Source organism: Leclercia sp. LTM14, from assembly GCF_023736175.1.
Classification (GTDB): Bacteria; Pseudomonadota; Gammaproteobacteria; order Enterobacterales; family Enterobacteriaceae; genus Enterobacter; species Enterobacter barmai.
On sequence record NZ_JAIKTT010000010.1, the window covers coordinates 63,832 to 77,051 of the forward strand.

Genomic DNA, 13,220 nt, shown 5'->3' on the forward strand with positions numbered 1-13,220 from the left:
GTAAATGTGCGACAGACCTAATGCAAAAAAGGGAAGTATCTCAAAATTGACAACATGCTGATTTCTGTGGCCGCACGAGTAAACCATGAAGTAATAGACTCATGGAGGTTATTTAACATAAGATAGATTGTGCGAACTAAGTTATTGAATTTATTATTATTTGATCAATGGCTTTCTCAGCTATCTCCAGGGTTCATGCCGCACCGTATCCTGAGACTGGCTGAGAATACGAATGATCGTAACCACCGAATGTGATGCCACAAAATAGATCATGTGATGTTCCACCGGCAGCGAGTAGATATTTTCTCCCAACTCTGCGCGATGCGTGCCGATATCATGCATGGCCAGCACATCAAACACCGCTGCTATACGGCCGATATACGCATCCGCCTGAACAACCCCGAACTTTCTGAAGCTGTAGTCCCAGATAGCCTCCAGATCTTCTTCTGCTTTCCGTGTCAGCTCAATCTCTTTCATTTGCCACCCTGGCCCTGACATTATTCAGGAATGCATCCTTGTTCCATGGTTTCGCCTCGCCGCTGCTGATCCCTTCAGTCAGTAGATCGCGCAGTTCCTGAAGGCGTGATTCAGCCTGCTTCTCGCGCAGTAGACGCAACGCATCACGCATGACCTCGCTCTGGGTACGGTAATCACCAGCCTTCACCAGGGAATCGATAAATTCACGCAGCTCATCCCCCACGTCCACCGTCATAGTACGAGCCATATCCCCTCCTTTTCTCAATGTAAGATTTGTTCTTACATCATTATATCAGTTTACTTCCTTACTTCCATCTCCGGCATTTTAGCCTAAACAATCCGGCTGTAGTCTGGGGATCCGACTTTTGTATTTTTCGGATCTTCACGGAAAACGAGAGGAAAGGGTATAGGTTGAACATATTCAAATGCAAGGCATCTCCATATGTCAGCCATACGCATATCCAGCTCCTACACATATGTAGAACATCTGCCTATACTAAGCATATGCGCACACCCTATGTAATGAACACTATTCCGGATATGCACCACGTATCCACACTTACCCGGGAGAGAATCATGAGAACCGTATCCATTTTTAAAAACGGCAACAACCGCGCCATCCGTCTGCCCCGCGATATGGATTTTGAGGGAGTGAGTGAGCTGGAGATCGTCCGGGAAGGGGACAGCATCATCCTGCGTCCCGTCCGGCCGACCTGGGATTCATTCTTTGAGCTCGATAGAGCCGATCCGGACTTTATGGCGGAGCGCGAGGACGTTGTCACCGACGAAGGACGATTTGATTCATGAACAAGATTTATATGCTCGACACCTGTATCTGCTCGTTCATCATGAGTGAGCAGCCGGAAGCCGTCCGAAAACGCCTGGCGCTGGCGGTGCTGCGCGGTCAACACATCGTGATCTCGGCCATCACCTACCAGGAGATGCGCTTCGGTGCCGCCGGCCCGAAGGCCTCGCCCCGCTATGTGCAGCTGGTCGATGAATTCTGCACCCGCCTCGATGCCGTCCTGCCCTGGGACCGCGCGGCGGTGGACGCCACCACGGAGATTAAGGTCGCGCTGCGCCTCGCCGGAACACCGATCGGCCCGAACGACACGGCGATTGCCGGGCACGCCATTGCCGCCGGCGCCATCCTGGTGACGAATAATGTGCGGGAGTTTGAGCGGGTGCCGGGCCTGGTGCTGGAAGACTGGGTTAACTGACCACAAAAAGAATACTTAAGCGAGGAATGTCCGCTTTGTGCCAAGAGCGAAAGTCAACTATATCTCGCTCTATTTGCGTATGGTCAACTGAATACGTTGTATTTATCATGCAAATTACTTATTAAATTTTTTCCCATAACTAAAAGCGCATAGCACACAACTTTTTTATAACAAAAAATGCAACAAATAAATTTAAAAAAATCTTTAATTTTAGCTTGTTATTTACTGTATGGATGATTCTATATTCATTGTTTTTTCAGGTGACACATTCCCTACACGGATGATTAAAAAAATTACTCATCCAGAATGAATTTTTTGATTAGTTTTCGAGCCAAACTAAGTTTACAGTATCTTGCATAAAAAATGCACTATAATTAATCAACTTTTAAGGAGTTGATAGTCATTGAAAAGTTAATAGGATAATTATGATCCTGACATTCTAGATAGTGCTCTCTAAACAATCCCTAGCCGATTAATTAAATATAGTATCGGGCGGGTCTGCTAACACTCAAAGGCAGAAAACAGCCTCAGCGGAGTGAATTTCTAGTACAGATCTACACCTGAAGAATTTAATCTAAGTGTGATTTCTTACTCAATCTGACAACGAATAAGAACTATGATGATGCCCGTGGTTATGGTTTTGTTCTGATTGGTATGAGTTACGTGTCACTAATGTTATTAAAATGTTGTTATCAGTGAGGCTACGATGCGTGAATTTATTAACACTTTGATGTATGATATTAAAATAAACTCATTTAAATCAAAGATTATAATATTAATATTCCGCATGGCTACTCTTCATTCAATGACTAAGTTGCTTTATCCTATTTCTTTGTCTTTTGTTATTTTAAATAGGTTGATTAATGAATGTTTTTTTGGGGTTGAAATTCCATACCATTAAAAATAGGGAAAGGCTTTAAAATTTGGCATGGCAATTCATTTATAATAAACCGAGGTTGTATTATTGGTGAAAATTTTACAATAAGACAATTCTGTACTCTTGGGAGTAATAAAAGAGGAGTTGATATTGATTTTAGAGTAGGGAACAATGTGAGCATGGGCGCTCACTCCTGCATTATTGGTGATAACATTAATATAGGTGATAATGTTTCCATAGGAGTTGGTGTGATAGTATTAAATGACATTCCACCCAACTCCTATGTTTTTACAGAAAATAAAAACATCATCAAAGATAAAAGAAATAATTCATAGTTGGTAATATTCTGCCCCGGTATACGAGCTGGAATAATTTCCTACTGCCCATTTTTTATGGCTGAAATTGCATTTAATGAACAAACATTTCCTCGGTTTGAAGGCATGTCAACGGCACGGTTTTTGCAATATTTTCTGAAAGATCATGTACAGAACTCCGATGGGGAATAGTCATTCACCTACTTAACCGGTAGGTTCATTTTAAGGCTAGTAGTCATTTGAGTTTGGCGATCTTACCGCAAACAAGCTGTCCGCTCCTCGCTCACAGTTGCTTGTCATACCTGCTTAAAAAGCAGGCTTGGCGTAGGAGGTTTTTCGTTTTCCAGGCTGACCCCTGAATGCTCTTCCTCTCAACCAACGAGATTTGAAGGCAAGGTGTTAATACCTACTCGTTTTTGCGTTGTCAAAGAAGCTGATAACTACCTATACTCTCTTCACTCGTTGCGTGTTATGCATATAGTAAATATAAACCGGCGGATATATTGGCCAGTATTCATGCAGTACAGGTTTGAAATCCCGGGAGTCCGCCATGCCAGCATGTAAAGGTTCAAATATACGACCTATACCGATTGAGACAAGGGCAGTGCTATGCAATCTCGAATATGCGGGTTCCATTTATACAAATGGTGTGAGTTACGCAGGCCGGTAAGATGAGAAAAAAAGATCTGCCCAGAGACATTCTGCCCGCCGGATTGACACTATCAGAAGCAACGTTGCTTATTAATTATGCACTGACAGCTTATAAGGGTGATTAATGTTTGTAATTAATATCACGGTTAATTCTGATGTAACCGAACAAACACAGAGTGAAATGTATCCAGTTCATGTAAATGGCTGGAAAAGTATTTTAATAATGGCAGGTTTCTGATGCTTGGTCCCTATATTGACACTGACGCCCATGCGGGTGTTATTTTTGCACAGGCCAGCAGTAAGAATGAGTTGCAGTCTATCCTTGAGGAAGACTGCTATTATCCCGGGTTTGCCCGGTATGACGTTCGTGAATTCACGACTAAGTTTATTGCAGAAAATTTTAACACAGCGATTAAGTAAAACGCTGACGATGTTGAACAAGTGACATGTGCTCAAAAAATAAACTGAACAATGTTGTTGCGATCCCCCGTCTGGGGTTCGGTATCTTCCAGATGAGCGATGTAGGAGTTTATGAGGCGGCGGTTCCCAACCGATCTCACGTGCCGCTTCCGTGTACTATGCACCAGCATATTAAACTCATCGAGTTTTTCATGGTTGTATGTTGTCGTCTACGGCATACTCCATACGAACATGATAACCATGTATATTCGCTTCATCGGCGTTTTCAAATAGCTCTGTTCGGACAGATTTGTGATCGCCAGACAATCCCAGTGCCTGCCAAAACTCCCAGAAGCTACCGTATCGTTGATTATCCAGTCCATGCCCGGTTACGTAGCAAACGCGGGGCATATTGTGCCCCCGCGCATTGGTTTTTTAATAAACGTCATGATAATTCCTTGGCGTCAATCTTGCGGTTGTGTGTATCGTCTATCGAGCGGACAGCGCCCGGATAGTGTCACCGTGCCGCTCCATAATCACGTCAATTGCCAGCTTCCATTCGGCCCGCTCGTGCCTAGTGTGTACCTTCCCGGTTAGCTGCTGCGCAACGGCAGACAGCTCCTGATGGCTCACCTCGGCTGGCAACTTCCAGTCCAAGGCGCGGCATGGGGAATACATCCATTGGCATGCACTAGATTCTTCATCTTCGAACAGCACCAGCACGCGGTCGGGGATCTCCTGATACGCTGCCAGACCATCACGGGTGCACCCTTCCAGGAATACGCGCAGGGAGGTTTCACCCTCGTCCACCAGCTTTTTGAGGCTAGCCGCGTAGAAATCAGCCTCGCCGCTCAGCCCCAGAAATTCACCCCGGTACATGTTGAGCTCCTGATCGTGTTCAACCGTGGCCGGATGGCCGTTAATCACCAGCCTGTTGCTGTTGAGGACTTCCGCCGGTGGCGGGAACATATCAAGCAGCACGGAAAAGCCAGCTGCGTCCAGCACGTCGATAATGACCGCTACCATACCTTTGTCGCCTGTGGCATTAAGCACGCTTAAAACGGCTCCTGCGCGCTTTGGTAACTCCACGTACAGATTTACGGCAGCGATGACATTATGACGCTGTCGACCGTTCACGTCTTCGGTTTTGGCACAAACAGCGGCAGCGTGATGCAGATCGTTGTGCAGCCAGATGACAGAATCTTGAGCGGTACTGATCCGCTGATATTCCCGCGCTAACGTGGCCGTGCTGTATGAGTCCATAAATACCTCTTAAGAGATTTTTTCGTCAAACCCTATTCTGATTTTGACCACGTGGTTAGTTCTTCCATCGTATCAAATTGCACCACCAGCGACGCCTCACAATCAGGGCTCTGTGCCAGCCGCAGGCGGCTCAATTGAATGGTAGAAAATCGGCTCTGCACGCCGTTTAACCCACTCGGCCTGTTTACGCTCAGCCAGCTCACATGCTGCGTCATAATCGTCAGCTTCTCCCAGCACTGTAGGCCTGTCCCAGCTCCTGTCGTTCAGGCAGTACACCTGTAGTTTCCCGTTATGGGATACGCGGTAGGGGTGACCCTACCAGGCATCAGTTGCGCCTTTGAGCGCATCTCATTTGGCTTGATGTCGAAGTTCTTCGATAGTGTTGGGTTAATCGGGATCTGGTTCGGCATGTTGTTTCCTTGTTTTTATCCATTCGATCACCTCTGGTTTCCCTACTGGCGAGTATCGGCTCAGGTGAGGCAGGCCCACAACGCATACGCTTTGGCCGTTGATGACTGTGTTAAAGCTCCTGACAGTCCATGAACCGTGGCCGGAGGAAATACTCTCATCAGCGCCACCAGCGTTAAACCTGTTGCGAAGATAATCATAGGGCGACGTGGCGGAATTGCCAAAGACCAGGATTAGCTTCGGCTGTACGATGCTAATAATCTCCTCATGCACCGGCCAACACTCATCTGCAAGGGTGTATTCCACACCCCTGTAATCGCGGCTGCGGATGAATATCAGGTTGCTGGCGCACACCTCGCGCGGCTGATAGCCCAGCGCCTTTAGTACCCACGTTACGCGCCTCTGTAGCGGTGCCTCGCCTGCCTTACCCGTCCATTCCTCATCCAGGTAAGCATTGGTTGTCCGGTCGGCCAGCGCATCGATCTGCTCGCTGATGGTCGGGCCATCGCCGCCGCCCGGGTTGAACCCCATCAAATAGACATCGCCCACTTTAAGCGTGCTGGTCGCGCTGTAAAGAATGCTTCCGGATCGCTCCAGATGGGGGCTCAGGTGATGCCGTAATGACTCAGTAAGGGCGTTAATACTCATAACAGGCCACCAGCCTTGCGAAGTGATGTGGCCACAGCGGCAAATGTCAGTTCAGAGGCCATACGGCTACTTGGGTGCAGAATGCCGCACCATCCGACCGGGAACTCCGGCGGCAGCTCGTCTACCTTATTCCAGAGGCGGGATCTCAGCACAATGATCACGTCAGGCTCCAGCGCCCGGACAATCTCCAGAAACGGCGCTTGTGCTGCCCGCCACATATCCGGGGTTGACGCTATGCGCGATTGCCCACCCACAAATTCCTGAATGAAGTTGTAAAAGGCGACGTGCTGCCATGTTTCCCGGCGTTCCTCATCCGTAGGCCAGTCGATCCGACCGCGCAGGACATTGGTCAGCTTGCTGAAAAACGGCTCACCCGGTATGTAGGCGCAGTCCTGAACAACCTTTTGCGTGAAGTCCGGCCCGCTATCCTCGGTCGCGCCATAATGCGACTCGCCCAGCACCAGCACGCGCACACCTTAGCGGCTGTTGTGATAGTGCTCGCCCACGAATGGGAGGAACTTCACGCCAGGCAGACGGCCATTAGTTTGCATATTCTTCTCCGGCGTTAGCGCTGGTGATAATCAGCAGGGGTTTAGTCACGCCAGCAGGCTGGCCGCTCCAGATCGCCTCTGTCAGCTGGCCCTGGTTGCGTAATTCGATAGCCTGCACACCGTCCCAAAACAAAACCCGCTGCGATGAGTTTTCCACGGCCTCACTGAGTCGATACTCCCAGAATCTTTGGATGCACGGATTCAAGATAAGGAGGCTGTAACGCTCGCTAAGCCATGCAATCAGCCGGGTACTGTAACCCGCCAGCGCGGACTGATACTCGCAACGGGTAGTGCGCCAGGCGTCACCCTCGACGGCGTTGGCTATGCCCTGCACGGAATAGCCTATTTCTTTCAGCTCGACGCAATGGACGGTATAGCCGTTATGAATGAGGCTGTACGCGGTTACATGGAGTAACGAAATTGTTTACAGTTCCGTTAGCGAGGCTTCCAGACTGGCGTTAGATCTGCGCGGCTTGCCCGTCATTGTCTCTACGAATTGAGTACAAGAGAATTAATTCACGCGATGAATCAAGTGTAAATCCGATTGATTATTTGTGCTATTTTGTAATACATAAGAGCCATAAATATAAAAAATCCTGATTTGTTAATTTTGATGATGGTAATGAAAAATAAAGTTAATGGATTAATTGCGCCACCGCTCGCGTGTGCCGATATCCCTGAGTTTCAATGAAAGTGAAACTCAAATACTGGAGCGAGCTGAATTTATCCAACAGCAATTTATTGTATTGAAAGAACAGGTTGAGAAATTAAATCACCCTAATCTTGGCGAAATAATAATTGTTCTCGAAAACCAGATTGTGAATGCGCAAAGCTCTGCATTGACCTGAATGAGCGTATACGCGGAAATTACGGCAAATGAGGCTGGCTATCAACCGTCGCGTCCTGAGCTATGTAACGTAACTACTTGTAGAGCTGGTTTTGATTAATAATCAACGCGATCTAATAACAATCGCCAAAAATTAAATATTCAATAACAAGTTCTTAAAGTAAATTCTCTCGCGAAATAACAAATGCAAGAATGAACAGGAATAAAATTTCAAATGAAAGCCAAACATATTTTTTTATTGGCAGGGGTTCCCCTTTTCTTATTTTCAGGGTTAGTCCCCGCGCACTCTCGACCAGTGGATTGTGAACAGATCGCAAAGAAAACTGCGGCCTATTTCAGCGAACCTGCAATGAGTGCGGCCACACATGAATCGTATGTCATCAACCACCGATTTGGCATCGAAATGGCCGAAATGAGCATGGATGAAAGCGAAGCCCTGGCCGAGATCAGCCGGGTTGCGAAGGAAGTAAATGACGGTATGGAACCGGAATATAAAGACGATCCGGACGTGATGAATGGCACCACCGACTCCCTTCATGCACGGCTTGCCGCTTATCGGGAGGCGGTAGCTAAATAGGACATTTAATTGTGTTAACAATCAAATAGGCCACCACGCGAAAAGTTGCGGAAGAAATTTATAACGACGGCATGACTCGCAATACCAGCGGGAAGCGCTGGGATGAAGCGATTTTCAAGATAGCGGCCTGGAAACTGATCCCTCAAGAGCTCGCCAACATCATGAGCGATGAGGAAGAGCAGAAATATCAGCAGAGCTTTATCGAACTGGCTCACGACGGCTTTGATGGCCGCTAACTAACACGTGCCGCTCATCGGTGGCGCTTTAAACAGGTTAATACTAATGAAAACTTACAAAGCGGTAATTCTGGCAATCATGTTGATCCTCAACTGCCTCCAGATGTTCAGCGTCTTCGCGACTTATGGCGTGGGCTACTGGTCAATTCTGATGCTGCTGACGGGCATTGCTATCTGGTTTAACTGGCAGTACAGCTCCGGTGAATGGCCGGAAATGACGTTTCTCAAAGCGATGGGTATCGGCTATGTGATCTCTGCTGGTGCAATTTACGTAGTGGCGATTTGCTTCGCTGATAAATACCAGCATGGTGTTGGCGAAATGCTGCGTCTGTTGTGGGAAAAAACTCCAAACATCTATATCACCCCGGCAATCGTCACCCCGATTTCCCTGCTGATCTGGCGATGGCTGATGAAAGAGCCGCGACTGGCTTGCCAGCATGCTGCTGCACTGGCTGTGACTTATCTGAAAGAAGCCGAATAACCCGATATTAGCGCCGGAATCGCCCGGTGTTCTGAACCCCTTACAGGAACTTTTACGATGAAACTGATTAAGACCCTGATCGCCACCGTGCTACTGACTGCTGGCACAGCTCACGCCGACGGTGTTGATCTGACCCCAGCGGATTGCGCTCATGCGAAGAAAGAGCTGGAAGCATATAACGCCAAATTTACTAAAAACACCGAATACCGCCGGACATTTGCAGACAAGGCTACGTATGCCTATGCACTAGCGTGTCAGTCTGCCGGATTGATTGTTATCCCGATGTTTCTGACGCAAGCACCGGAAGCCTCCAAAGAGGTGCGCGAATACTGCGCCGATAACGCCCGCTCACGCGGTGAGACTGAACGTTGTCTGGTATCCGGAAAGCTCGACTCTGACCAGTAACATTTTTAACCGGCTGCTGCTGCTAATGAGGTAAAGAATATGAACGCTTTCGCTCAAAAATGGGGCAAGAAAATTGGTGTGGCCGTTGTCGTTATGTTCGCGGCAAAGGGTTTTGGCTACTGGATGGGTAAAACAATGGCTGAATCGAACCAGGCCAGCTCACCTGCCTATAGCGCGAACGCACCGAAGACGGTGGAAGAGGCTTATCGAATCGGTGAGCAAACAATGATGGCAGCAATGAATAAACCTGCGTCCGAGTTTTGCAAAGGCCAGGCGCAGGATTCTTTTGCCGAATTGTCGCAAACAATCACCTTCCCTGATTCGGCTGCTATGACTGATTATCTGGCGAAAAGCTGTACCGGCGGTTCTGATATGGCTCGCATCATGCGTGATGAATGGGGTAGCAGTGCCCAGAAAATTAGATCCGCTGCTGCTGATTTATCAGAGAACACGCAGAGCATTGCAACAAAACTCAAAGGCCAGGGTATTGATGCTGATCTGGCAATGCCAATAGCAATTCAGTACATACACATGGTGCAAACTGGCTACGAAATCGAAGCCCTTAAAGCCTACTAATCCCCGCCCCGTGCGCGGGGCATTTTGAGAGTAATACGATGAAAAAGTTATTTTGGGTAGTTCTGGCCGCTTTCGCTATTTACCACGTAGCTAACAACAACACAACCACCGCCAGTGCCACCAGCTCTGACACGTCAACCGAACAGGCCGCGCCTGTACAGCAAACCATTTCCATTGATGCCGCTGAATTCTCAAAGAAAATGGATGATAACGAAGTCGCGGCGATGGCCGAGGTTGAAGGTCGGAAGGTCTTTGTACATGGCACGATCAAGCGCTTCAACCTGGACATTGCCGACGAGCCAGTAATCGAACTGAGCGACGGCCAGCGTTACAGCTTCGAAGGCGTGATGGTGGAAATGGTCGATAAAGCCACTGTAGCGAAACTCCACAAAGGCCAGCGCGTCACTCTGTCTGGCGACCAGCCAACCGAGATCATGGGCAGTCTGTATCTGCATAACGGGCAGGTTGAATAATGAAACTGAAAGCCCTGATCGCTACCGCCCTGCTGGTGGCTGGTGCGGCTCACGCTGGAAAAGAAGCGGGCGAGCATGAATATCTGTTCCATGAATGCGACGCTAAATATCACGCCATTTTGGACGCAACCGGATCACAACCTCTGGCCGCTAATTTTAATGCAGCGTGCGGGATGGGGCTGGCTGCTGGCCTCAAAGGCGACAAAGAAGCGCAACGCGAAGCTGCGGAAATTGTGGCGAAGTATGCGCCCCAGGCTGAAACGGGCATGGGGGACGCCGAGGCGATATTTATCGTCGCTCAGTATCAGCTTTTCTTGCATGAGTATGAGCGCGGCTATCAGGTGACACACGGCAATTGAGATACCAACGCCTGAGCATTTTCCTCGCCGAGCGTGGCCTGACCTTCTGGGAATGGCTGACGCTGGCAAGGAACTATGATCAACGCCATTGGGCGCTGTACGAAGAATTTGATCGACAGGAAAAAAGAAATGAAATTTATGAAGCTGGGTATTGAGGGCTGTATTGACATTCGTCATCGCGTTTTATGGCCGAACCTGAACCGTGACGAGCTATATATGCCGGGTGATGATGAAGCGCATCATTACGGGATAGTTGAGGGTGAAAAGGTTGTCTGCTGCCTGTCAGTCTTCAATTTGTCAGACAGCCGCTGCCAGATCCGGAAATTTGCCACGCTGCCGGAATACCGGGGCAAAGGGTGCGGAAGTCTGCTGATCCGGTCGGTGCTGGAAGAAATCAAGCTCCAGGGCTTCAAGGTGGTGCAGCTCAACGCCCGCGTGAGCGCGTCCTCGTTCTATACGCGCTTTGGTTTTGCGATTGAGGGCGAGATATTCCGAAAGAGTGGGGTAGAAGACAGCATTGATTTCGTGCTGATGAAAAGGGATGTCGAATAATGTTTATTCCCGTTTGGGTATTGATCGGGCTGGCCGTGCTGGTGCTATATCGCATCGGCGTGCTGCTTAAAGAAACTGATCGCCAGCGCCAGCAAATCGCGCTGCTAACCAGTGAAAACGACTCACTCAATAAAGCAGGTGAGCGCATGGCTAAAGTGGTGCTGGATTATCAGGAACACGTCAAACAGGACACAACACGCGCCTGGAACGTTCGGTTTGCTGTCAGGCATACCATCGGCAATGGTGCGCATCCCGACGTGCTTAAGCGACTGCATGAGTACGTTTTTGACCAGTCGGCCACTGAGGAAGAATTTAACTGGAGGAATTGAGTGAAAGAGATTGTTTTACTGGGCGTGTTGGCACTGGCGGAATGTCACCAGACCGCGCATCGGGTTGGGGATTGTATACCGTCAGCCTCAACGGAATGTGCCGATGTGACGAGTAAAGACCGCCAAGTGAAGCTGTTTCACATGCCCGCCCCCGCAGCTGCAAAATTTGCGTATGGCGTGGCCGTAGACAAGGCTATCCGGGGCAATCTATACAACCCGAAGAGCTACTCCGGGAAAGCTTGTTCGTTGTGCGTGAGTATCGTTCCGGATGGATTGTTACTAGCGTTGCATCGACCCGTTGAACTCACAGCACGCAGCGGACCTTCAGCTCAGTCAGCAATGTCCGCTGCGTGCCAGGAGCGGACCTAATTTAGTTTTAATTTAAAAAAACGATCTTGGTTAAATCACGTTTACTTGATTACGAGGCGTAGAATACAAAGCCTCATACGCCCCGTAAAGCTTCAAATAAAATTAAAAGAACAACTGAGTTTAGTCGGTAGTCCGATTAATAAATGAGTCAGCCTGACCTCCATACCCAATACGATAGGTAAGTAATTTTCCTGCTTTCACATTTGCTTCAATCTCTTGCTGAGAACCAGTACATGGGTCATTAGGCCTCGATCCAAAAATATACTCTCCAGGGTTGGGATAGAAGGTTAATTTTTCTCCTGGGGCTAATTGAGCAATACGTTCGCCATCAATAAAAATAGTCATATAACAGGGTGAACCCATAACCCATCTATCTCTCTTTATAACGACTTTCCCTTTTGCTTCAGAATGCTGACGAAGCTCTTCTGGCTGATAATATCGATTGCTGGGTACTTCGTGTGCACTGTCACTATGAACGGGCGTGGTCGAACATCCAGCAATAAATATTAATGAAAATAAAGATATCCTTTTCATTCCAATTTCCCTTTAATCTAATTTTCAAGAATATAGGTTGTAACATTCAACTTAATGAACTGGCAAGGGGTTGGTTTTGTTAATTGCAGAATTTGCGATGATGTTCAAAATCCCCAATTAATCATGACAATATCATCTTGCAACTTTGAAAATACATAGATGATAGTTATAATAAAGTATTGATTGCATGCGCTACCTGCCCAGGGATTGAGAACGGTTTTTTCAAATTTATGATGCGTTGCTAATACTTTTCTCTATGTATTAGTTAATGGCAAGAGCACATGAGTAAATAATGAGCAGCTTTGCAAGAAAATAATAGCAATAACATACTTAAATTACAGTATCTATGTTGAAAACTAATCTTTTGAGAACTTCCGCTCCTCACTCAAAGCTGCCTGTCAACATGGTCAATATCCTTTCCCGCAGCCCAGAGGTACAAATAATCACCTTAACGTACAATAATTTTCGATAACCAAACTGCCCCCTATATGATTGATTGCAGGGGATTGATATGACGCCTCTAGGCCGGAGCGATCTGGTAAGGCGCAGTGTAGCGGGGGCTTGATATCCTGTGGGGTTGTCGCTGGAAACAAAAAACCCCGTACATTGTTCGAAATTAACCGGCAACCTACGAGGGCGTTTCTATCTTCAGCAAGATCAGAATAGTCGTGAGC

The 13,220-nt window shown here is 47.9% G+C and carries 20 protein-coding genes; 13 read left to right on the plus strand and 7 right to left on the minus strand.

From position 1 onward, the window contains the following. Nucleotides 1–180: 180 nt before the first annotated feature. Nucleotides 181–498 (minus strand): type II toxin-antitoxin system RelE/ParE family toxin, encoded by a 318-nt coding sequence (locus K5I40_RS18400; protein ID WP_375540648.1) that lies wholly within the window; start codon nucleotides 496–498, stop codon nucleotides 181–183. After that, entirely contained in the window at nucleotides 464–724 is a 261-nt protein-coding gene (locus K5I40_RS18405) for a type II toxin-antitoxin system ParD family antitoxin (protein ID WP_223075163.1), read from the minus strand. The genes K5I40_RS18400 and K5I40_RS18405 overlap by 35 nt, the downstream gene beginning before the upstream one ends. Before the next feature lie 329 nt (nucleotides 725–1,053). Here K5I40_RS18405 and vapB point away from each other — a divergent pair, with 329 nt between their 5' ends. The 3 genes from vapB to K5I40_RS24160 all read left to right on the plus strand — a co-directional run bounded on the left by vapB (nucleotide 1,054) and on the right by K5I40_RS24160 (nucleotide 3,959). Beyond that, nucleotides 1,054–1,284: a type II toxin-antitoxin system VapB family antitoxin gene (vapB, locus tag K5I40_RS18410; protein WP_223075164.1), complete on the plus strand. Its 231-nt coding sequence runs from the start codon at nucleotides 1,054–1,056 to the stop codon at nucleotides 1,282–1,284. Further along, complete coding sequence (locus K5I40_RS18415; RefSeq protein WP_223075165.1) at nucleotides 1,281–1,697, plus strand: PIN domain-containing protein; 417 nt, start codon at nucleotides 1,281–1,283, stop codon at nucleotides 1,695–1,697. Before vapB ends, K5I40_RS18415 begins: the two co-directional genes overlap by 4 nt. A gap of 2,046 nt (nucleotides 1,698–3,743) precedes the next feature. Beyond that, a complete protein-coding gene (locus tag K5I40_RS24160; protein ID WP_375540651.1) occupies nucleotides 3,744–3,959 on the plus strand; it encodes a YciI family protein in 216 nt (71 codons plus the stop codon). 468 nt (nucleotides 3,960–4,427) lie between these two features. Here the strand turns inward: K5I40_RS24160 and K5I40_RS18420 are convergent, their stop codons facing one another. From K5I40_RS18420 to K5I40_RS23945, 4 genes are all read right to left on the minus strand, one after another. Continuing rightward, nucleotides 4,428–5,201 carry a type II toxin-antitoxin system HicB family antitoxin gene (locus K5I40_RS18420; RefSeq protein WP_223075167.1) on the minus strand — a complete coding sequence of 258 codons (774 nt, stop codon included), beginning with the start codon at nucleotides 5,199–5,201 and terminating at the stop codon, nucleotides 4,428–4,430. A 387-nt stretch (nucleotides 5,202–5,588) separates the two neighbouring features. Continuing rightward, complete coding sequence (locus K5I40_RS18425; RefSeq protein WP_223075168.1) at nucleotides 5,589–6,257, minus strand: uracil-DNA glycosylase family protein; 669 nt, start codon at nucleotides 6,255–6,257, stop codon at nucleotides 5,589–5,591. Continuing rightward, nucleotides 6,254–6,724: a hypothetical protein gene (locus K5I40_RS18430; RefSeq protein WP_251929782.1), complete on the minus strand. Its 471-nt coding sequence runs from the start codon at nucleotides 6,722–6,724 to the stop codon at nucleotides 6,254–6,256. Before K5I40_RS18430 ends, K5I40_RS18425 begins: the two co-directional genes overlap by 4 nt. A gap of 73 nt (nucleotides 6,725–6,797) precedes the next feature. Beyond that, nucleotides 6,798–6,926: a hypothetical protein gene (locus tag K5I40_RS23945; RefSeq protein WP_255589003.1), complete on the minus strand. Its 129-nt coding sequence runs from the start codon at nucleotides 6,924–6,926 to the stop codon at nucleotides 6,798–6,800. 943 nt (nucleotides 6,927–7,869) lie between these two features. Between K5I40_RS23945 and K5I40_RS18435 the strand changes: the two genes are divergently transcribed. From K5I40_RS18435 to K5I40_RS24165, 10 genes are all read left to right on the plus strand, one after another. Further along, nucleotides 7,870–8,232, plus strand: a complete 363-nt coding sequence (locus tag K5I40_RS18435) for a hypothetical protein (RefSeq protein ID WP_223075169.1) — start codon at nucleotides 7,870–7,872, stop codon at nucleotides 8,230–8,232. Between the two features lie 71 nt (nucleotides 8,233–8,303). After that, entirely contained in the window at nucleotides 8,304–8,468 is a 165-nt protein-coding gene (locus K5I40_RS18440; protein ID WP_223075170.1) for a hypothetical protein, read from the plus strand. Nucleotides 8,469–8,514: 46 nt separating this feature from the next. Further along, entirely contained in the window at nucleotides 8,515–8,949 is a 435-nt protein-coding gene (locus K5I40_RS18445; protein WP_223075171.1) for a hypothetical protein, read from the plus strand. Nucleotides 8,950–9,006: 57 nt separating this feature from the next. Continuing rightward, the gene (locus K5I40_RS18450; RefSeq protein WP_223075172.1) at nucleotides 9,007–9,354 is read left to right on the plus strand and encodes a hypothetical protein; all 348 of its coding nucleotides are present in this window, start codon (nucleotides 9,007–9,009) and stop codon (nucleotides 9,352–9,354) included. A gap of 39 nt (nucleotides 9,355–9,393) precedes the next feature. Then, nucleotides 9,394–9,930 (plus strand): hypothetical protein, encoded by a 537-nt coding sequence (locus K5I40_RS18455; protein ID WP_223075173.1) that lies wholly within the window; start codon nucleotides 9,394–9,396, stop codon nucleotides 9,928–9,930. 38 nt (nucleotides 9,931–9,968) lie between these two features. Further along, a complete protein-coding gene (locus K5I40_RS18460) occupies nucleotides 9,969–10,403 on the plus strand; it encodes an OB-fold putative lipoprotein (RefSeq protein WP_223075174.1) in 435 nt (144 codons plus the stop codon). Beyond that, the gene (locus K5I40_RS18465) at nucleotides 10,403–10,762 is read left to right on the plus strand and encodes a hypothetical protein (RefSeq protein ID WP_223075175.1); all 360 of its coding nucleotides are present in this window, start codon (nucleotides 10,403–10,405) and stop codon (nucleotides 10,760–10,762) included. The genes K5I40_RS18460 and K5I40_RS18465 overlap by 1 nt, the downstream gene beginning before the upstream one ends. A gap of 75 nt (nucleotides 10,763–10,837) precedes the next feature. After that, nucleotides 10,838–11,314, plus strand: a complete 477-nt coding sequence (locus tag K5I40_RS18470; RefSeq protein WP_251929781.1) for a GNAT family N-acetyltransferase — start codon at nucleotides 10,838–10,840, stop codon at nucleotides 11,312–11,314. Next, complete coding sequence (locus K5I40_RS18475) at nucleotides 11,314–11,643, plus strand: hypothetical protein (RefSeq protein ID WP_223075176.1); 330 nt, start codon at nucleotides 11,314–11,316, stop codon at nucleotides 11,641–11,643. Before K5I40_RS18470 ends, K5I40_RS18475 begins: the two co-directional genes overlap by 1 nt. Nucleotides 11,644–11,784: 141 nt before the next feature. Beyond that, on the plus strand, nucleotides 11,785–12,012 hold the full coding sequence (locus K5I40_RS24165) for a cell envelope integrity TolA C-terminal domain-containing protein (protein WP_375540652.1): 228 nt from the start codon (nucleotides 11,785–11,787) through the stop codon (nucleotides 12,010–12,012). Nucleotides 12,013–12,132: 120 nt separating this feature from the next. Here the strand turns inward: K5I40_RS24165 and K5I40_RS18480 are convergent, their stop codons facing one another. Continuing rightward, nucleotides 12,133–12,546, minus strand: coding sequence for a DUF2846 domain-containing protein (locus K5I40_RS18480; protein WP_223075178.1), 414 nt, complete (start codon nucleotides 12,544–12,546; stop codon nucleotides 12,133–12,135). Nucleotides 12,547–13,220 lie beyond the last annotated feature (674 nt).